17 protein-coding genes are annotated in these 20,253 nt (G+C 67.6%); 13 read left to right on the forward strand and 4 right to left on the reverse strand.

Annotated elements, in window-relative coordinates:
* Positions 1-24 precede the first annotated feature (24 nt).
* Complete coding sequence (locus QM693_RS18500; protein ID WP_283353092.1) at positions 25-2,784, forward strand: cation-translocating P-type ATPase; 2,760 nt, start codon at positions 25-27, stop codon at positions 2,782-2,784.
* A 9-nt stretch (positions 2,785-2,793) separates the two neighbouring features.
* On the forward strand, positions 2,794-4,509 hold the full coding sequence (locus tag QM693_RS18505) for a SulP family inorganic anion transporter (RefSeq protein ID WP_283353093.1): 1,716 nt from the start codon (positions 2,794-2,796) through the stop codon (positions 4,507-4,509).
* A gap of 4 nt (positions 4,510-4,513) precedes the next feature.
* Here QM693_RS18505 and QM693_RS18510 read toward each other — a convergent pair whose 3' ends face one another.
* Together QM693_RS18510 and QM693_RS18515 are read right to left on the reverse strand one after the other, a co-directional pair.
* The gene (locus QM693_RS18510; RefSeq protein ID WP_283335806.1) at positions 4,514-5,863 is read right to left on the reverse strand and encodes a diacylglycerol/lipid kinase family protein; all 1,350 of its coding nucleotides are present in this window, start codon (positions 5,861-5,863) and stop codon (positions 4,514-4,516) included.
* A gap of 131 nt (positions 5,864-5,994) precedes the next feature.
* Complete coding sequence (locus tag QM693_RS18515) at positions 5,995-8,025, reverse strand: phage holin family protein (RefSeq protein ID WP_283353104.1); 2,031 nt, start codon at positions 8,023-8,025, stop codon at positions 5,995-5,997.
* Between the two features lie 34 nt (positions 8,026-8,059).
* Here QM693_RS18515 and QM693_RS18520 point away from each other — a divergent pair, with 34 nt between their 5' ends.
* Together QM693_RS18520 and QM693_RS18525 are read left to right on the forward strand one after the other, a co-directional pair.
* Positions 8,060-8,842, forward strand: a complete 783-nt coding sequence (locus tag QM693_RS18520; RefSeq protein WP_283335807.1) for an MBL fold metallo-hydrolase — start codon at positions 8,060-8,062, stop codon at positions 8,840-8,842.
* A 103-nt stretch (positions 8,843-8,945) separates the two neighbouring features.
* Positions 8,946-9,554 carry a potassium channel family protein gene (locus tag QM693_RS18525; protein ID WP_283353094.1) on the forward strand — a complete coding sequence of 203 codons (609 nt, stop codon included), beginning with the start codon at positions 8,946-8,948 and terminating at the stop codon, positions 9,552-9,554.
* A 26-nt stretch (positions 9,555-9,580) separates the two neighbouring features.
* Here QM693_RS18525 and QM693_RS18530 read toward each other — a convergent pair whose 3' ends face one another.
* Complete coding sequence (locus QM693_RS18530) at positions 9,581-9,988, reverse strand: DUF7144 family membrane protein (RefSeq protein WP_283335809.1); 408 nt, start codon at positions 9,986-9,988, stop codon at positions 9,581-9,583.
* 165 nt (positions 9,989-10,153) lie between these two features.
* On the opposite strand from QM693_RS18530, the gene QM693_RS18535 reads away from it, so the two are divergent.
* Together QM693_RS18535 and QM693_RS18540 are read left to right on the forward strand one after the other, a co-directional pair.
* Positions 10,154-10,552 carry a DUF7144 family membrane protein gene (locus QM693_RS18535; protein WP_105414911.1) on the forward strand — a complete coding sequence of 133 codons (399 nt, stop codon included), beginning with the start codon at positions 10,154-10,156 and terminating at the stop codon, positions 10,550-10,552.
* 6 nt (positions 10,553-10,558) lie between these two features.
* A complete protein-coding gene (locus QM693_RS18540; RefSeq protein WP_283353095.1) occupies positions 10,559-11,959 on the forward strand; it encodes a hypothetical protein in 1,401 nt (466 codons plus the stop codon).
* Here QM693_RS18540 and QM693_RS18545 read toward each other — a convergent pair.
* On the reverse strand, positions 11,937-12,929 hold the full coding sequence (locus QM693_RS18545) for a GlxA family transcriptional regulator (RefSeq protein ID WP_283353096.1): 993 nt from the start codon (positions 12,927-12,929) through the stop codon (positions 11,937-11,939). The two genes, QM693_RS18540 and QM693_RS18545, sit on opposite strands and share 23 nt — an antisense overlap.
* Positions 12,930-13,000: 71 nt before the next feature.
* Between QM693_RS18545 and QM693_RS18550 the strand changes: the two genes are divergently transcribed.
* The 7 genes from QM693_RS18550 to QM693_RS18580 all read left to right on the forward strand — a co-directional run.
* Complete coding sequence (locus tag QM693_RS18550) at positions 13,001-14,311, forward strand: MFS transporter (RefSeq protein ID WP_283353097.1); 1,311 nt, start codon at positions 13,001-13,003, stop codon at positions 14,309-14,311.
* Between the two features lie 50 nt (positions 14,312-14,361).
* On the forward strand, positions 14,362-16,212 hold the full coding sequence (locus tag QM693_RS18555; protein ID WP_283353098.1) for an AMP-dependent synthetase/ligase: 1,851 nt from the start codon (positions 14,362-14,364) through the stop codon (positions 16,210-16,212).
* Between the two features lie 39 nt (positions 16,213-16,251).
* Complete coding sequence (locus tag QM693_RS18560; RefSeq protein WP_283353099.1) at positions 16,252-17,013, forward strand: MerR family transcriptional regulator; 762 nt, start codon at positions 16,252-16,254, stop codon at positions 17,011-17,013.
* A 70-nt stretch (positions 17,014-17,083) separates the two neighbouring features.
* The gene (locus QM693_RS18565) at positions 17,084-17,473 is read left to right on the forward strand and encodes a DUF5313 family protein (RefSeq protein WP_283353100.1); all 390 of its coding nucleotides are present in this window, start codon (positions 17,084-17,086) and stop codon (positions 17,471-17,473) included.
* A 168-nt stretch (positions 17,474-17,641) separates the two neighbouring features.
* Entirely contained in the window at positions 17,642-19,264 is a 1,623-nt protein-coding gene (locus tag QM693_RS18570; RefSeq protein WP_283353101.1) for an acyl-CoA carboxylase subunit beta, read from the forward strand.
* Entirely contained in the window at positions 19,261-19,527 is a 267-nt protein-coding gene (locus QM693_RS18575; RefSeq protein ID WP_265148198.1) for an acyl-CoA carboxylase epsilon subunit, read from the forward strand. Before QM693_RS18570 ends, QM693_RS18575 begins: the two co-directional genes overlap by 4 nt.
* A gap of 26 nt (positions 19,528-19,553) precedes the next feature.
* On the forward strand, positions 19,554-20,253 hold a 700-nt coding region (locus tag QM693_RS18580; protein WP_283353102.1), incomplete at its 3' end, for a biotin carboxylase N-terminal domain-containing protein.

Below are 20,253 nucleotides of genomic sequence, written 5' to 3' on the forward strand. Positions count from 1 at the left end.
TCCGAGCCGAAAGGACGAGCGGTCATGGTCTCGACGGAACCCGCGCAAGCGCAGACTGCCTGGCATGCCCAGGACGCCGACGCCGTCGTGTCCGCACTGGCCTCCGATCGGCAGGCGGGGCTGACGGCCGGCGAAGTGGACGAACGTCGCCGACGGCACGGTCCGAACGAGATCGCCTCCGAGCCGGCGCCGTCGACGTGGTCGATCGCGTTGCTGCAGTTGAAGGACCCCATGAACCTGATGCTGGTCGCGGTGGCCGTGGTCAGCATCGTCATCGGCGAAATCCCGACGGCGATCGTGGTCGCGGTTCTCGTCGGGCTCAACATCGTGCTGGGCACACGGCAGGAAGTGAAGGCGCGCGCCAGCGTCGACGCACTGGCGAAGATGCAGACACCGCAGGCGCGGGTGGTCCGCGACGGCACTCTGACCCAGCTCGACGCCACCGAGCTCGTGCCGGGCGACGTCGTGCAGCTCGAGGCGGGCGACATCGTCCCCGCGGACGGCCGCCTGCTCACGACGGCCACCTTGGAGACCCAGGAGGCGGCACTGACGGGTGAGAGTGCACCCGTCGCGAAGGACCCCCAGACGCTCGGCACCATCGACGTTTCTCTCGGCGACCGCAGCAACATGGGTTTCCAGAACACCTCGGTCACCCGCGGTACCGCCACCATGGTGGTCACCGAGACGGGAATGCACACCCAGATGGGCCAGATCGCGTCGATGCTGTCTGCGGTCGCACCGAGCAAGTCCCCGCTGCAGCGCGAACTGGACTCGCTCACGAAAGTGCTCGGCGTCATCGCGTGGACTTCGGTGGCGATCATCGTGATCATCGGGGTGATTCGCGGACAGGACGTGACGACGCTTCTGCTGCTCGGCATTTCCATGGGGGTCTCCGCGATCCCCACCGGTCTGCCGACGTTCGTCCAGGCGATGCTGGCCTACGGTGCACGGCAGCTGGCCGACGCCAAAGCCATCGTGAAGAATCTCACGGACGTCGAGACGCTCGGCGCGACCAGCGTGATCAACTCGGACAAGACCGGCACGCTGACGATGAACCAGATGACCGTGCGGTCGCTGTACTTCCACTGCCGGTGGTACACCGTCGATGGTGAGGGTTACGCCAAGTCGGGGAAGATCACCCACGTCGCGGGCGAGGCCGCCCCGGATTTCACGCTGCTCGCGTACGGGTTGTGCCTCGACAGCGACGCCACGGTCTCCGGCACCGGAGAGGTCGTCGGCGACCCGACGGAAGCCGCGCTGGTGGTGCTCGCGGCGAAGATCGGTGTCGACGCCCCACTGACCCGGCGAACGTATCCGCGCGTCGCCGCCGTGCCGTTCGACTCCGCATACAAGTTCATGGCGACGTTCCACCATCTGGAAGTCGATGGCCGAACCCAATTCGTGGAACTGGTCAAGGGCGGGCCCGACGTGGTCCTGGCGCGGTGCGCGACCGCCTTCCGGCCGGGCAGGCAGGAGGTGCCGCTCGACGAGGTCCGGGAGGAACTGACGGCAGCGAATCGGACCATGTCCGAGAAGGGGCTTCGCGTGCTGGCCTTCGCGGTCCGCCGCCTCGACGGGCAGGAGGAGGCCGCGGTGGCCGACCCCATGTCCTACGTCGCGGACCTCACGTTCGTCGGCATGGTCGGCATCATCGACCCGCTCCGGCCGGAGGCGATCGAATCGGTGCGCACCGCCCACGAGGCCGGCATCGACGTCCGCATGATCACCGGCGACCACGCGATCACGGCATCCGCGATCGGCGCCGAACTCGGGCTCGGACCGGGCGCGATCGGTGGTGCGGAACTGCAGGCCATGACCGATGAAGAACTGTCGGCCGCACTCCCGAACCTGCACGTGTTCGGCCGCGTCACTCCCCAGGACAAACTACGCCTGGCCGACGTCATGCAGAAGAACGGCGCGGTCGTGGCGATGACCGGGGACGCCGTCAACGACGCGGCCGCGCTGAAGAAGGCCGATATCGGCGTAGCCATGGGCTCGGGGAGCGAAGTCACCAAACAGGCGGGCAAGATGGTGCTCACCGATGACAATTTCGGTACCCTGATCACCGCGATCCGGTTGGGCCGCAACATCTACGACAAGATCGTGTCCTACATCCGATACCAGATGTCGAAACTGTTCTCGCTGGTGCTGCTGTTTCTCGTCGCGAGCATTTTCGACATCAACGACGGGGTCGCGCTCACCCCGCTGATGGTGCTGTTCCAGCACTTCTTCATCACGCTGTTCCCGGTCGCCGTCATCATGCTCGACCCGCCTGCGCCGGATCTGATGAACAAGCCGCCCCGCGACCCGAAGATGCCGATCGCCAACCGGAGGGCGTTCGTGCAGTGGCTGGCATACGGCGTCCTGCAGTTCGCCGTCACGCTTGCCGCGATGCTCCTCGCGCCGGGCGAGATGAGCACGACCGAGGCGACCGTCCCCATGACGACGGCGTTCGTGGTGCTGTCGTTCGGTTCCATCCTCGCCGGGCTCGTCATGCGGCGCGACCCGGAATCCGGGCTCACCCCACCGATCCTCGGCGCACTGAAGATCCTGTCGATCCCGGTCATCGTGACGGTGTTCGCGGTCGAGGCTGGGTTCCTCCAGGACCTCCTCATGACCACGTCGCTGACCGGCGGCCAGTGGCTCGCCTGCCTCGGGTGGTCACTGATCATCCCGATCGTCGTCGAAGCGGAGAAGGCGTTCCGGCGCCGGCGCCACCTCCACTCGGAGCCGCCCGCACCGATGACCGCCCCCGCCGTCGTCGACCCCCAGCGCGCACGCTGAGACCCGACCATGTCCTGGACAGGAAGCCTCGGCCGGTTACCCGGGATCGCGACGGCGCGGGCATACCGCCGGGAGTGGTTACGCCCCGACGTCACCGCCGGACTCGTCCTCACCGCCCTGCTCATTCCCGCCGGGATGGGGTACGCGGAGGCCGCCGGGTTGCCCGCCTACGCCGGCCTCTACGCGACGATCATCCCGCTCCTCGCGTATGCCCTGGTGGGACCGTCGAAAATCCTCGTGCTCGGCCCGGACTCGTCGCTGGCGCCGCTCATCGCCGCGGCGGTCCTGCCGCTCGCCGTGGCCGACGACCCGGAGAGCGCGCTCGCCCTCGCCGGCGTCCTCGGCGTCCTCGTCGGCCTCATTCTCCTCGTCGGCGGATTCCTGCATCTCGGCTTCGTGACCGAACTGCTGTCGAAGCCCATCCGGCTCGGCTACCTCAATGCGATAGCGCTCATCGTCGTCGTCGGCCAACTGCCCAAGCTGCTCGGATTCTCCGTCGACGCGCCCGGCCTCATCAAAGAGATCGGGGAGATCGGACAGTCCGTGATTCAGGGCAACATCGACCCCGTCGCCGCCGCCATGGGCATCGGTTCCCTCGCCGTCATCGTCGGATTCCGCATCTGGTTGCCCCGCATCCCCGGCGTACTCGTGGCCGTGGTCGGCGCGATCATCCTGTCCGCCGCACTCGGACTCACCGACGACATCGGGATGGTCGGCGCCCTGCCCGCCGGCCTGCCGCTGCCGTCGTTCGGCGGTGTCGACTGGGGGGACGTGGGGAACCTCGTCGGCCCCGCGGCCGGTATCGCCCTGATCGCGTTCGCCGACACGGGGGTGCTGTCCCGCACGTTCGCCGCCCGGCACGGTGAAGACGTGAACGGCAGCACGGAGATGAAGGCGGTCGGCGTGGCCAACATCGCCGGCGGACTGTTCGGCGGGTTCCCCGTCTCCGCCAGCGGGTCGCGGACCCCGGTGGCCGAACAGAGCGGCGCCCGCACCCAACTGGCATGCGTCGTCGGAGCACTCGCCGTGCTGGTCTTCGTCCTCGTCGCCCCCGGGGTCACCACGTACCTCCCCGACGCGACACTCGGGGCCGTGGTGATCGTCGCCGCCACCGCGCTGGTCGATGTCGGTGGAATGGTCCGGATGTGGCGCATGAGCACCGTGGAGTTCGGACTCGCCGTCGCGGCATTCCTCGGGGTGGCCCTGGTGGGCGTGCTGCAGGGAATCCTCGTCGCGATCGGGTTGTCCTTCGTCGCGGTGGTCGCGCAGGCGTGGCAGCCGTACCGCACGGAACTCGTCCGGACGCCCGACCGCCCCGGCTTCCACGACGTCCAACGCCACCCCGGCGGCCTCCGCATCCCCGGACTGGTGCTGGTGCGCTTCGACGCTCCCCTCTTCTTCGCCAACGGCGAGATCTTCGACGAATACGTGCGCTCGGTGGTGGCGGCCGCGCCGACCCCGGTCGAGTGGGTGGTCGTGGCGTCCGAGCCGATCACCGGTCTCGACACCACCGCCGTCGACGAACTCGTCGACCTCGACACGTATCTCGAAGGGAAAGAGATCCGGTTGGTGTTCGCGGAGATGAAGGGCCCGATCAAGGATCGGCTCATCCGGTTCGGGGTGGGCGACAGGTTCGATTCGTCGCACTTCTATCCGACCATCGAGTCCGCTGTCACCGCATTTCACAGTCGAGCCGACCACACCGGAGATCCTTCCGGCGGCTGAACCCTCAACCGCGGGGCGCCGCCCCTGTCGCAGTGCGAGTGCCGTGCGCCGCCCGCCACAGTCGCACCCAGTCGAATGCAGGCGCAGCCGGACGCACCCCGGGCCTCGTCCTGGGCACCCGCACCCGCAGGGCGTCCGGTTCGATGGTGCACCGCACCGGAGTGCGGAGCATGAGTGATTCGCCGTCGACTCCCACGGGGATCTCCGGGGTGTCGGCGTCCACAACCACCTCGATCGCCGTTTCCTGCGTCAAGCCGTGAACATTGGTGCGACGCAGCAGACCGACCGCCTGCCGGGTGTTCGCCACCGACACGGTGACCGCGCCGAGGACACCGCGATCGAGACGGTCCCGGCGGCTCAGACCGGCCAGATCACTGTTGCCGTAGGGATTGTTGCTCACCAGGACCGCCTGCGGTCCCTCCACGGCCGTCTCACCGATCCGCGCGACCAATCGAGGCCCCGCGTGCCCGGTGAGCAGATCGGGAAGCAGCGTCAGCACTGTTGCGGCCTTGTCGTCGCGGTAGGCGGGACTGCGGACGATTTCGGCGTAGACCCCGAACGACGCGTTGTTGACGAAGGGTCGGCCGTTGATGGTGCCGAGGTCGACACGCAGCTCGACACCGTCCCGGAGTGCGTCCAGCGATCGGGTGGGATCGGTGCGGTCGAGTCCGAGATCCATCGCGAAGTGGTTGCGGGTTCCGGCACTGATCACGAGGAACGGCAGGTGGTGTTCCGCCGCGACCGCCGCCACGAGAGCCTGGGTTCCGTCTCCGCCCGCCACCCCCAGCAGATCGGCCCCTTGCGCGACCGCCCGCTGGGCCAGTGCGGTGACGTCGATGGTGGCCGGCCCTTCGAGCAGCTCGACGTCGGCGCCCAGCTCCTCGGCTCTGCGCTTCAGGTCGAATTTCGTGACCTTCCCGCCACCGGAATGCGGATTCATGATCAGGAACGGGTGCTGCGCGGGCGGGGCAGGGTATTCGGGCATGGTCGTCTCCGCACGTCTGCCACGCAAAGCGGCGCGAGCGCAGACGACGGCCAGCACAGCGAGCCCATACGAGAGCAGCACCACCCACAGCAGGTGTGCGCGGACGAACAGTGTCAGCACGACGATCGGCGCGACAATCGCCACTCCGAGGGAGATCCACCTGAACACTCCGCGCCGGGTGAGGAACCAGTACAACGCCGCCACCGTGACCACGACGCCACCGGTCCCCACGATGAGCAACGCCACGGTGCCCAGCACCCCGGCGAACAGCACGGGCACCGCCGCCGCACCGACGGCGAATACGAACGCCACACGGGCCCACCAGCGCCGGCCACTGCCGCCGGTATCGGCGGTACCTGATCTGTTCACGTGACTGCCCCTCACCGGCGGCGTGTACTTCCTCGCGACGGTGCGACTTCCCGTCGTATGTCCATCTTCCGCCGTGCGCGGAGGCGAGCGCAGCACATTGCACGCCTCGGGCTGCCGGTCTTCGCCAGCCGTCAAGCGCCAGTTCCCGATAGGTCGCCTGCGCGCGATCCCGTCGAGAGGTCCCGCCATCCGGCGAGCACCCTGTGCACGGCCTCGGCGCCGTGCAGCGGGTCGGGCGGTGCGGGCAGGTCGGCGGGGTAGATGAGAAACGGAGTGCTCTGCGGTCCGCCCATTCCGCCGTGCGACCCGACCTGCTCCTCGAACGCCGCGACCTCGTCGGTCTCGGGCCAGTATGCGCCGCCGACCATGATGTCGGCGACGTTGTCGAAGGTGTCGGTGCGTCGCACCTTCGCCAGCGCGTCGGGGCCCATCACCGCGAGCGGGTTCTCGCCCGTGACCTCGCCGGTCGTCACGTCGACCTGGCCGTGGGGCCCGAGCACCACGGACCCGCCCGGGGCGGCAACGAGCAGGAAGCCGACCCCGGGATGCTCGCGGAGCCCGGTGAGCAGCCCGGGATGGGCAGCCTCGATGGCATTTACATCGGCGCGGCCGGGCAGGTGTGGGAAGTAGACCAGACCGAGATTGCCCGAGCCCAACACGATCGGCTCGCCCGTGGAGGCGTGCGCCTCCTCGCCGGCCGTCGGCGAGTGCACGCTGGCCGCCGCGTAGCCGCGCCCCTCCGCCCCGGGCTGTCGGGAGGCGTCGGATTCGCGCTCGTACCAGTGGCGCTTCCCCGCGACCGGTTCGCGCTGTGCGGCAAGCCGGATGACCAACTGCCCCAGGGTTTCCCCGTAGCGCTGCAGGAAGGTCGCGCCCTGACTCTGCCCGTGATCGGACAACACGACGACGCGGTAGGGCCGATCGGCCTGCCCCACCACGGCGAGCAGCATCTCGATGACGTCGTCGAGTTTGGTCAGCACCGCAAGGGTCTCCGGCCGGGAAATGCCGGAGTGGTGCGACACCTCGTCATAGCCGATCAGGTCGACGTAGACGACACTGCGGCCCTTGATCAGATCGCCGACCACCGCGGCGGCGGCGACGTCGGTGGCGAGCACGGTCGCGAACGCCCGCACAAATGGATAGACCCCACCCCGCGGCACCCGCGGCTGGATGTCCTTCCGCTTCTGCCGCAGTGACTGGCGCAGTTCCCGTTGCAGTTCCGCGACCATCCGGATGAACGTGCGCAGCGCGCTCGCCGGGTCCGCGAAATAGTCGCTGTAGCCGGCACCGCCGCCGAGGCGGGCACCGCGCATGCGGCTGACGACGAGCACGTTGTCGTGTGCGCCGCCGGTGAACAGGTTGCCGCGGCTCGCACCGTCGTGCGCCAGCAAGCCAGGAAGGTCCGTGCGTTCGAGTTCGCGCTGCTCGTTGTCGGCCGGGTTGCTGAACACCGAAATGTGCTCGGTCGTCTTGTCGTACCAGCGAAACGCCGGCACGTTGTGGTTGGAACCGTGCAGCACGCCCAGCTGGGTCGCACCCGTCTGACTGCTCCAGTCGGTGTGCCACGGCACCAGCTGGTGGGTCTCGCGCACCAACTTCGCCAGCCCGGGCGTCACGCCGTCGGCGATCGCGCGACGCAGCACGTCGTAACCGAGGCCGTCGATCTGGATACACAACAGCCCCGGGGACGCGTCCACGAGCGCGGCGTTGCGACGCAAGCGGAACCGCTGTCGGCGCACCTGCATCAGTCGGTAGGCGGTATCGGAGCGGGACGCGATCGCGCCCGAAATCACGGAGGTGAACAGCGAGAGCAGCGCCGCGAGGTAGAACGCATCGCGCGGCTGGTCCACCGACGCGACTGGTACCAGGTACAGCGTCAACAGCATGATCACACCGCCGGCGAGGAACACCCCGACGAACAGCAGCACCGGGCCGATCCACGACATGCACCGCATCATCACCGGCCACAGCGCGGCGTTGAGCAGGCCGAACACCAACGCGAGCACCAGCGCGGCCGGGAGCGTCGGGATCGGAGCGAAGCTCGACTCGTCCAGGATGATGCCGCGGAGGATCCGGTCGAGCACGATGATCGCGAGCGCCGACGACCCCCACAGCACGAAGAATTCGACGAGCACCCGCACCACGCCGCCCACCGTGCGCATCGCACCGCCTTTCGTCATCTGGAATCGTAAGGGTGTGAGCGCAACGCCGGGTCCGGTTGCCGCCGCACCCGGTGTGCGCTGGCTCGGACATTCCAGCGCGCTGATCGTGGACCGCGGGACGGTCGTCCTGACCGATCCGGTGCTGACCGACCACGTCGCGCACCTACGACGCCGCCGAGGGCCCGCACCGATCGGGCCGCACGTGCGCAACCCGGACGCAGTCCTGCTCTCGCACCTGCACGCCGACCACACGCACCTGCCGTCGCTGCGGATGCTCGATCCGGACGTCCCGATCGTGGCACCGTGGCGGGCGGTCGACGGCCTGCCGGCGCTGCGACAGTTCGCCGACCGCCTGGTATTGCTGCGGCCGGGCGAAGAGGCACGAATCGGCAACGTCACCGTGCGCGCCGTGCCCGCCCGACACGACGGCAGGCGCTGGCGGCGCGGCCCGCAGATCGCGCCCGCGGTCGGGTACGTCGTCGAGGGTGACCGGCGGACCTACTTCGCCGGCGACACCGACCTGTACCCGGACCTCGCCGACCACGTCGGCCCTGTCGATCTCGCGCTGCTACCCGTCGGGGGCTGGGGTCCGACCCTCGGCAAGGGTCACCTCGACCCGACTCGCGCCGCGGTCGTCGCACGCCTGGTGGAGGCGGGCCTGGCGGTGCCGATCCACTACGGAACACTGTGGCCGATCGGCCTCGACGCCGTGCGCCCCCGGTTGTTCTTCGGTCCGGGCGCGGAATTCGTCCACCACGCCGAGAGGGCGGGTGTCGTTGCGGTGGAGTTGCACCCGGGTGGCGAACTCGGGGTGTGAATTCGGTTGCTCCGAAACCGTGTCGATCGACGTGTGGGTGCGCTCCGAGGCGCAAAGACGGCCAAAGCGCTCTGGTCGGCTCCTCGATCGGCGGAAACTGGAGGTGGCAATTTCAAGTCGCACCATCGCCGACAAGGTGGTGAGCTGGGCGGTGTCGATGGACGAGGACGGCGTGCGAAGTCTCTCCCGCCATGCGCGGGCGCGTGTGCTGGTTCCGGCGATCCTGCGCCCGGTGTGCGCCACGGTAGTGCTGGTGGGCGCATATTTCCTGCTGCCCTTCACCACGGTCGACAACCTTCGCACCGTGTCCCTGGTGGTCGGTGGTCTCGCTGTGGTCTGCGCGGTGTACGTCTGGCAGATCCGCAGGGTGCTGCGTGCCGAATACCCGGTCGTGCAGGCGGTCGAGGCGTTGGCCGTCACTGTGGGGGTCTACCTCGTCGGCTACGCGACGACGTACTTTCTGCTCTCGCTCTCGGGCCAGGACAACTTCAGCGAAGTGTTGACCCGCCTCGATTCCCTCTACTTCACCCTGACGGTATTCACCACAGTCGGATTCGGTGACATCGTGGCCACCACGGAGACCGCGCGGGCGGTGGTGTCGGCACAACTCATCGGCAACCTGATCCTGATCTCGTTGGGCATCCGGGTGCTGACCGCGTCGGTTCGCTGGCGGCGAAAGCCCGGGATCGCCCGTGACCCGGCAGGGCCCTGACGACCGGTACTCGACGGGTTCGCGACCTAGAGCCGCTCCTCATAGCCCGGCTTCCATGTCGCGACAGCCCAGATCACGAACACGTCCAGCACGATCATGACGACCGACCACCACGGGTAGTGGGGCAGCCACAGAAAATTGGCGAGGAGCGAGAGAGCACAGATCACCATGGCGCCGACGCGGGCCCACGTCGCCCCGGTGAACAACATGACACCGACGGCCGCAACGATCACACCGAGCACCAGGTGAATCCAGCCCCACGCGGTCGTGTCGAACTGGTAGATGTACTCGGCGCCCGCCACGACGAGGTCGTCCTTCATGAGCGCCGAGATGCCCGACAGCACATGGAGAATTCCGATAGTGAGCAAAACTATCGCTGCCACCATGGACGTCGCGGCAGCGACCCCCTGCTTGACCAACGACTCGTCGGACATCGCGATCCCCTTTCCGGACAAACCTTGGCCTGCAGATATTTTCCGTCGCCGCGTCGAGCGAGGTCAATACGCACCCGTCCGGGCATCTTCCTGACAAGGGGTGATCCGACGGAGGATACTTACTTTCGCCAGTTCATTTCGTACGGTGACGAAAGAGGAACGGTCATGTCCGATGAATCGCTGGTCAAGCAAGGTGTGGCAAAGGGAACGTCGATGGGCGGGGCGGTTCTTCTCGTCACCGTCGGCGTGCTCGAGTTCCTCCAGGGGATCTCCGCGGTAGCCAAGGACGACGTGATCGTCGTCGGCATCGAGTACACCTACCAATTCGACGTCACTACCTGGGGCTGGATCCATCTCGTGCTCGGCGTGATCGTCGCAGCTGTCGGTGCGGCACTGTTCACGGGGGCTACCTGGGCGCGTGTCGGCGCGATGGTGCTGTGCGCCCTGTCGATCTTCGTCAACTTCCTGTGGTTGCCCTACTACCCCGGGTGGGCGATCACGATCATCGCGCTGAACGCCGTCGTGATCTGGGCGGTCGCCACCTGGAACCCCGAAGTGATCTGATCCGCAATGGAAGACGGCACGAGCACCGGCTCACTGGACAAGGACGAACGCGCCGAACTCCTCCGGTTGCGCGACGAGGTGGCGACGCTGCGCGGACAGGCCGCGGGCGCCGCCGCAGGTGTTCCGGCAGAACCGGTCGCCCACCCACCCCGGAACGGATTGCGTTGGACGGCCGTCACGATTCTGCTGGTCCTGGTCGCCGTTCTCGCACTCGCGTCGGTCACCGCACGCTTCACGAGAAGTCAGATCCTCGACACCGACCGCTACGTGAGCACGGTGACCCCGCTGGGGTCGAATCCGGCCCTCCAAGCGGACATCACGAACCAGATCACCGACGAGATCTTCACCCGAGTCGACGTCGAAGGGCTCACCAAGGACGCACTCGAGGCGCTGACCGACGTCTCGAATGTCGCTGCGAACGCTCCCCGACTGGACGCGGCCGTGGTCGGCCTCGCACCGGTGATCACCAGCCAGGCAAAGAACTTCGTCCACGACACCGTCAGCTCACTCGTGCAGTCCCAGCAGTTCGAAGACCTCTGGATCCAGGCGAACCGTTCGGCGCACAACGCACTCGTGGCGGTGATGACGGGCAACTACGGTCTCAGCTCGGTGGAGGTCGACCAGAGCGGCACCGTCAGCATCTCCCTGGGCACCGTCATCGACAATGTGAAGGCCGCGCTGACCGAGCGTGGTTTCGCATTCGCCGACAAGATCCCCGCGGTCGACAAGCAATTCGTGCTGTTCCAGTCCCCCGAGCTGGTGAAGGCGCAGCGCGCCGTCAACGCCCTCGACAAGGCCTCGGCGATCCTGCCGTGGCTGGGAATCGCCTGCGCCGCCGCCGCGGTCGCCGTCGCCCCCACCGGCCGACGGCTGCGCGCGCTCTCCCTCGCCGGCCTGTCGATCGCCCTGGGAATGCTCATCCTCGCGATCGGGATTCTCGTCGGACGCGCCATCTACCTCGACAGCGTCCCACCCGACATCCTGTCGCCCGACGCGGCGGCAGCGGTCATCGACACCGTTCTGGTGCCACTGCGGACGAGTCTGCGTGCGGTCGCGGTCCTCGGTCTGGTGATCGCGATCGGCGCCTTCCTCGCCGGCGGCTCGGCGTCCGCGACCGCCGTCCGTCGTGGGTTCGGGCAGGCACTGGACTTCGCCCGCAAGTCCGGCGCAGGCCGACCGCCGAACGAGGTGGAACGGTGGGCCAACCAACTCCGAATTCCACTGCGCTGCACCATCATCGGCGTCGCGGCTCTGCTGCTGATGTTCTGGCGCTACCCCACCGGACTGGTCGTGTTGTGGATCGTCTTCATCGCCCTACTCGCGCTCGCGGCACTCGAACTGCTCATCCGCCCGGCCCGCACAGCCACGGGACACGACTCGGGATCTACGCCGGTGCCTTCGTCGTGAGCGCCTGGCCCCGAAACGTTCTGCGATACGCCGACGGGGGGACGCCGAGCACGGCGCCCATGTGCTGACGCAGGGACACCGCGGTCCCGAAACCGACCTCGCGGGCGATGACGTCGACGGACAGGTCGGTGGTCTCGAGGAGTTGTCGCGCGCGGTCGACCCGGTGGGTGATCAGCCAGCGGTTCGGGGTGGTGCCGACCTCTTCACCGAACCGCCGCGTGAACGTGCGGACACTCATGTTCGCGTGCGCGGCCATCCGGCTCAGCGTCAGCGACTCACCCAGCCGATCCAGCGCCCAGTCCCGGGTGGTCGCGGTGGACTCCGCCGTGGTCTCCGGGATCGGCCGCTCGATGTACTGCGCCTGCCCGCCGTCGCGCCACGGTGGGACGACGCATCGGCGCGCCACCCGATTGGCGACGTCGGAGCCGTGGTCGCGGCGCACGATGTGGAGGCAGAGGTCGAGTCCGGCGGCGACGCCTGCCGAGGTGAGGATGTGCCCCTCGTCGACGAACAGCACGTCGGGATCGACCCGGACCTGCGGATAGGTGCGCTGGAAGTGTTCGGCGTTGCGCCAGTGCGTGGTGGCGCGCAGTCCGTCGAGCAGCCCGGCCGCGGCGAGGACATAGGAGCCGGTGCAGATGGAGACGTAGCGCGTGCCCGGCCGGACGAAGTCGAGAGCCGCCTCGAGGTTCGGAGGCAGATGCCCGTCGTCGTAGGCCGGGCCGAGTTCGTAGGACGCCGGGATCACCACCGTGTCGGCCTCGGCCAGCAACTCGGGCCCGTGATCGACGGACACCGAGAAATCGGCGTCCGAACGCACGGGCCGTCCGTCCGCCGTGCAGGTCTGCACGTCGTACAGCGGGTTCCCGTCGGCGTCCTCCGCCCGTCCGAAGACCCGCGACGGAATGCCGAGTTCGAACGGGATCACACCGTCCAGGGCAAGCACGACCACACGATGACGTTCGACCATGGCCAGATTCTTTCACATGTTGTCATTCCGGCAACTGTTCCGGCGAGACCCAGTCCCGCAGACTTACCGTCGTGACGTCCGAAATCGCGCCCCCGGCACCTCCGGCCCGAACCGCCCCGCCGCGCCTCCACTACGCGTGGCTGGTCGCCGCCGTCGCGTTCCTCGCCCTCGTGGGGGCCGCCAGCTTCCGGGCGGCGCCCTCGATCCTGATCGACCCTCTCCACGAGGACTTCGGCTGGTCGCGTGCCAGCATCTCCTCCGCGGTGTCGATCAACCTGGTGCTGTACGGGCTGACCTCGCCGTTCGCGGCGGCGCTCATGGAACGCTTCGGCATGCGGCGGGTGGTCACCGCGGCGCTGGTCCTGGTGTCCGCCGGCAGCGGACTGACCGTCTTCATGACCGCCACCTGGCAACTCGTGCTGCTGTGGGGCGTGCTCGTCGGGCTGGGCACCGGCTCGATGGCACTCGCCTTCGTGGCCACCGTCGTCGACCGGTGGTTCGTCGCCCGCCGCGGCCTGGTCACCGGCATCCTCACCGCGGGCAGCGCCGCCGGACAGCTGGTGTTCCTGCCGATCCTCGCGATGGTCGCCGAGCACTACAACTGGCAGACCGTGGCGCTGACGGTGTCGTTCGCGGCCCTCGCCGTCGTGCCGCTGGTGCTCGTGTTCCTGCGCAACCGGCCGTCGGACGTCGGAGCGGTGCCGTACGGCGCCGGACCCGACTACGTCGCCGAACCACCCGCCCCGACCGGTCGCGGCGGCGCCGCGGGCCGGGCCGTGACGGTGCTGGTGTCGGCGGCGCGGACCCGGGTGTTCTGGCTGCTGGCCGGCACGTTCGCCATCTGCGGGGCGAGCACCAACGGACTCGTCGGAACCCACTTCGTCCCGGCCGCGCACGACCACGGTATGCCGGTGACGGCGGCCGCGAGCCTGCTCGCCGTGATCGGGATCTTCGACGTGATCGGCACCATCGCGTCGGGGTGGTTCACCGACCGATTCGATTCACGCAAGCTCCTCGGCATCTACTACCTGCTGCGCGGGATCTCGCTGATGCTGCTGCCGATCCTGTTCGCGAACACCGTGCACCCGCCGATGATCGCGTTCGTCATCTTCTACGGACTCGACTGGGTGGCGACCGTACCCCCGACGGTTGCACTGTGCCGCAAGCACTTCGGCAGCGACGCACCCATCGTGTTCGGCTGGGTGCTGGCGTCGCACCAGATCGGCGCCGGCATCGTGGCGTTCCTCGCAGGACTCGTGCGCGACCAGTTCGGCGACTACGACTCCGCGTTCTACGTCGCGGGCGGACTGTGCGCGATCGCCGCCGTCATGTCTCTGGCCATCGTCGCGAAACCCCGCAAGGTGACGTCCGAGATGAGTTGACCTGCGCCGAAACCACTCCCCCGAGCGGCCCCGGTTCCTAAGATCGATACATGGCAGCTCAGCGTGCGTCGGACGAGGTCATTGACCGCTCCAAGATCGAGAATCGGGCTCCGTCGGTAGCCGCATTGTTCGTGGATCGGGTGGCCCACTCACCCAACCGCGAAGCGTTCCGATACGTCGACGCGGCGGACCCGAAGCAGTGGTCCAGTGTCACCTGGTCCGAGGCGGGCGACCGGGTGCGCAACCTCGCGGCCGGTCTCATCGTCCTCGGTGTGCAGGCCGAGCAGCGGGTGGCGCTCGCGTCCGCCACCCGCTACGAGTGGGTGCTCGCCGACCTGGCCGTCATGTGCGCCGGCGCCGCCACCACCACGGTGTATCCCACCACCACGGCCGCCGACGTCGCCTACATCGTCGCCAACTCCGGCAGCCGCGTCGTCTTCGCCGAGGACGACGCGCAGCTGGCCAAGCTGCGCGAGAACCGCGGCGAACTCGGCGACGTCGAGAAGGTCGTTCTGATCGACGGCGACCCCGGAGACGACGACTGGGTGATCACGTTCGACCAGCTACACGACCTCGGCGAAGAACTGCTCGCCGAGACACCCGACGCCGTGCACGACCGGATCGAGGCGATCGACCCCGACGACCTCGCCACCCTCATCTACACGTCCGGCACCACCGGCAGACCCAAAGGTGTGCGACTGTCGCACTCGGCGTGGACGTACGAGGTGGCCGCGATCGACGCCACCGGCATCCTCGACGCCGACGACCTGCAATACCTCTGGCTCCCGCTGTCCCACGTGTTCGGGAAGGTCCTGCTCACCCTGCCGCTGCAGATCGGTTTCGCGACGGCGGTCGACGGTCGCGTCGACAAGATCGTCGAGAATCTCGCGGTGGTCAAGCCCACGTTCATGGGCGCGGCACCCCGCATCTTCGAGAAGGCGTACGCGCGGATCGTCTCCACGGTGCGCGAGGAAGGTGGGGTGAAGGAGAAGATCTTCGACTGGGCCATCGGCGTCGGGCTGAGGGTGTCGAAGGCCAAGCAGGCAGGCAAGAGTCCGTCGCTGCTCGACTCGGTCCAGCACGCCGTCGCGGATCGGCTGGTGTACAGCACGATTCGCGAACGGTTCGGTGGGCGCCTGAAGTTCTTCATCTCCGGCTCCGCAGCGCTCAATCGTGATGTCGCGCAGTGGTTCGACGCCGTCGGCATCGTCGTCCTCGAAGGGTACGGACTGTCCGAGACCAGTGCCGCATCGTTCGTCAACCGCCCGTCGGCCTACCGGTTCGGCACCGTCGGCTGGGCCATCCCGGGCACCGAGACCCGGATCGGCGACGACGGCGAGATCCTCATCAAGGGTCCCGGCGTCATGAGCGGGTACCACGAGAACCCCGAAGCCACAGCCGAAGCGCTCACCGACGACGGCTGGTTCCGCACCGGCGACATCGGCGAAATGGACGAGGACGGCTACCTGCGGATCACCGACCGCAAGAAGGACATGTTCAAGACGTCCAACGGCAAATACGTCGCACCCTCCGCGGTGGCGGCCACGTTCAAGGGCATCTGCCCCTACGTCGGTGAACTCATCGTCGACGGCGAAGGGAAGTCGTACTGCGTCGCCCTGATCTCCCTCGACGCGGAATCGATCGGCGAATGGGCGAAGAATCACGACCTGGGCGGCAAATCGTTCGCCGAGATCGCGAACGCCCAAGAGACCCGCAACCTGATCGGCGGTTACGTCGAAGAACTCAACGCCGGACTGAACCGGTGGGAGCAGATCAAGAAGTTCCGCATCCTCGACCGGGAACTCACCGTCGAGAACGGCGAGATCACACCGAGCATGAAGCTCAAGCGCAAGGTCGTGATGACCAATTTCTCCGACGAACTCGACAATCTCTACAACTGAGTTGACCCTCACGCGACGTCAGGCTGCACGGTAGAGGACGTGAGCGAGAAACATACGGTCGGCGTGGTCGCCAGGCTGGTCGGAGTGAGTGTGCGCACTCTGCACCACTACGACGAGATCGGTCTGGTGACACCGTCCGACCGCACACCCGGTGGGTACCGCAGCTATTCGGACGCCGACGTGGAACGTCTGCACCGCGTGCTGACGTACCGCGAACTGGGTTTCCCCCTCGAGGAGATCGCAGCCCTCCTCGACGACCCGGACGTCGATGCCCTCGCGCATCTACGGCGACAGCACGCGTTGCTGAGCGAACGGATCGATCGCTTGCACGAGATGGCTGCAGCCGTGGAGAAGATGATGGAGGCGAAAAGCATGGGCATTCAGCTCACTCCCGAAGAGCAGAACGAAATCTTCGGCGACAACTGGCCAGGCGAGGAGTACGCCGCCGAGGCCGAAGAGCGCTGGGGCGACACCGACGCGTGGAAGCAGTCCCAGCAGCGGTCCGCGAAGATGAGCAAGCAGGACTGGAAGCGAATCAAGGCCGAGGGAGACGCATTCGAGGCGTCGCTCGCGCAGGCGATGGCCGACGGCGTCGAACCGGGGTCCGATCGGGCCAACGCACTCGCCGAGGAACACCGCGCCGGCATCGAACGGTTCTACGACTGCGATTACGCAATGCAGGTGAACCTCGCCGAGATGTACCTCGCCGACGACCGCTTTCGCCGGCACTACGACGACGTCGCCCCCGGTCTCGCGCAGTACGTCCGGGACGTCATCGTCGCGAATGCCGAGCAGCAGTAACGGGAACAGAGCGAACTCGACCACGCACCGTCGTCGAGTTCGCTCCGTTTGTCAGCACTATCCTGAAACCATGTCCGATGCGCAGCGTCCCAGCCCCAGTCAGTACGTCGGGTATCTCGTCGGTCGCACGCTGCCCGATTCGATGCAGGACTGGGTCCGCAACGACCTCGTCGGGCCGGGAGCCTCGGTGCGGTACGTCCTCCGTTTCATGCTTCCCGTCGTCGCGGTGCTGGCGTTGTTCCTCCTCATCCCCGGTCCCATCTGGATTCCGCTGGCGATGATGGCCCTCCTGCTGCTCCCGCTGCTCTACTTTGCGGTCGCGCTGATGAACATCTACCGTCGCCACCGTCTGCTCAGCCACGGCCTCGATCCGGACCTCCTCAATGCGAAGGCGCAGCGCCGCGCCGACCGCACGCGCGAGGACTACGAGCGCCGCCACGGCCGCACCGAGGACCAGTAGCAGCAGCGTGATGCATCACACCCTCGCCGCGAGAGTGATGCAGCGCACGTGAACGATCGATAAGTAATGCGTTAAAGTGGCGGCGTCCGAGTGGGTAATCCCACGAACCGCGTACCCCACAGGGTGCAGCGCAGGTTCCGACAGCCTCGACGGGAAGAGCAGTCATAGATGACAGTCACAGATTCGGCGGTCACGCCCGATATTCACACGACGGCGGGAAAGCTCGCCGACCTGCGTAATCGTCAGGCCGAGGCGCAGCACCCGAGCGGTGAAGCCGCGGTCGAGAAGGTCCACGCCAAGGGCAAGCTCACCGCCCGCGAACGCATCACCGCCCTGTTGGACGAGGGCAGCTTCGTCGAACTCGACGCCCTCGCCCGGCACCGCTCGGTGAACTTCGGCCTCGCCGACAACCGCCCCGTCGGCGATGGCGTCGTCACCGGCTACGGCACCGTCGACGGCCGCGACGTCTGCGTGTTCTCCCAGGACGCCACCGTCTTCGGCGGCTCCCTCGGCGAAATCTACGGCGAAAAAATCGTCAAGGTCATGGACCTCGCCCTCAAGACCGGGCGCCCCCTGATCGGCATCAACGAAGGCGCCGGCGCCCGCATCCAGGAAGGCGTCGTCTCCCTCGGCCTCTACGGCGAAATCTTCCACCGCAACGTCCAGGCCTCCGGTGTCATCCCGCAGATCTCCCTGATCATGGGCCCCGCCGCCGGCGGCCACGTCTACTCCCCCGCCCTGACCGACTTCGTCGTCATGGTCGACCAGACCTCCCAGATGTTCGTCACCGGCCCCGACGTCATCAAAACCGTCACCGGCGAAGACGTCACCATGGAAGATTTGGGCGGCGCGCACACCCACATGGTCAAATCCGGCGTCGCCCACTACGTCGCCTCCGGCGAACAAGACGCCCTCGACTACGTCAAGGACCTGCTGTCCTACCTGCCGTCGAACAATCAGGCCGCGGCCCCCCGGATGCTGCCCACCGACCCGATCACCGGATCCATCGACGACTCGCTGACCGCCGAGGACCTCGAACTCGACACCCTCATCCCGGACTCGGCGAACCAGCCCTACGACATGCACGAGGTCATCCGCCGCATCCTCGACGACGACGAATTCCTCGAGGTCCAGGCCGAACGCGCCGGCAACATCGTCGTCGGCTTCGGCCGCGTCGACGGCCGTAGCGTCGGGATCGTCGCCAACCAGCCCACCGTCTTCGCCGGCTGCCTCGACATCGACGCCTCCGAAAAAGCCGCCCGCTTCGTGCGCACCTGCGACGCGTTCAACGTCCCCATCATCACCCTCGTCGACGTCCCCGGCTTCCTGCCCGGCACCGACCAGGAATACAACGGCATCATCCGCCGCGGCGCGAAACTGCTCTACGCCTACGGTGAGGCCACCGTCGGGAAGATCACCGTCATCACCCGCAAGGCCTACGGCGGGGCCTACGACGTGATGGGCTCCAAGCACATGGGCGCCGACGTCAACCTCGCCTGGCCCACCGCCCAGATCGCCGTCATGGGCGCCTCCGGCGCCGTCGGGTTCGTCTACCGCAAACGCCTCCTCGAGGCCGCCAAGAACGGCGACGACGTCGACGCCCTGCGCCTGCGCCTGCAACAGGAATACGAGGACACCCTCGTCAACCCGTACGTCGCCGCCGAACGCGGCTACGTCGACGCCGTCATCCCCCCGTCCCACACCCGCGGACAGATCGTGGCCGCCCTGCGCCTCCTCGAACGCAAAATGGTCACCCTCCCGCCCAAGAAGCATGGGAACATTCCGCTATGACCGCGGAATTGGTAGTCGACGAGGTGCTCGACGAGCTGGGCGCCGGCATCACTGAAGAGCCGCCGGCGGCGCCGGCCGTGACGTTCACGGGCAACCCGAGCGACACGGACATCGCCGCGGTGCTCGCAGTGTTCGCTGCGATCGCCTCGTCCGGTTCCGCGGCGGAAGCGCCCGCGTCCGATAACGATTCGTGGGGCACGCCCGCCCTCATTCTGCGTCGGCAAGTAGCCGCCGCTGCCGTCCTGGTCAACGCAGGCTACTGAAACTGTAGAAAAGGGAAGACATTTCGATGAGTAGTGCACGTATTTCCAAGGTGCTCGTCGCGAACCGCGGTGAGATTGCAGTGCGGGTGATCCGGGCCGCAGCCGATGCCGGCCTGGCCAGCGTCGCCGTCTACGCCGAACCCGACGCCGACGCCCCGTTCGTGCGCCTGGCCGACGAAGCATTCGCCCTCGGCGGGCAGACCTCCGCCGAGTCCTACCTGGTGTTCGACAAAATTTTGGACGCCGCCGCCAAGTCCGGCGCCGACGCCATCCACCCCGGCTACGGCTTCCTCTCCGAGAACGCCGACTTCGCGCAGGCCGTGATCGACGCCGGCCTGATCTGGATCGGCCCCTCCCCGCAATCGATCCGCGACCTCGGCGACAAGGTCACCGCCCGGCACATCGCCGAAAAAGCCAAGGCCCCGATGGCCGCCGGCACCAAGGACCCCGTCAAAAACGCCGACGAGGTCGTCGCCTTCGCCAAGGAATACGGGGTCCCCGTCGCCATCAAGGCCGCGTTCGGCGGGGGCGGGCGCGGCATGAAGGTCGCCCACACCATCGAGGAAATCCCTGAACTGTTCGACTCCGCCACCCGCGAGGCCGTCGCCGCGTTCGGCCGCGGCGAATGCTTCGTCGAACAGTATCTGGACAAGGCCCGCCACGTCGAAGCCCAGGTCATCGCCGACCAGCACGGCAACGTCATCGTCGCCGGCACCCGCGACTGCT

This window comes from Rhodococcus sp. IEGM 1305 (assembly GCF_030058635.1).
Classification (GTDB): domain Bacteria; phylum Actinomycetota; class Actinomycetes; order Mycobacteriales; family Mycobacteriaceae; genus Rhodococcus_F; species Rhodococcus_F opacus_D.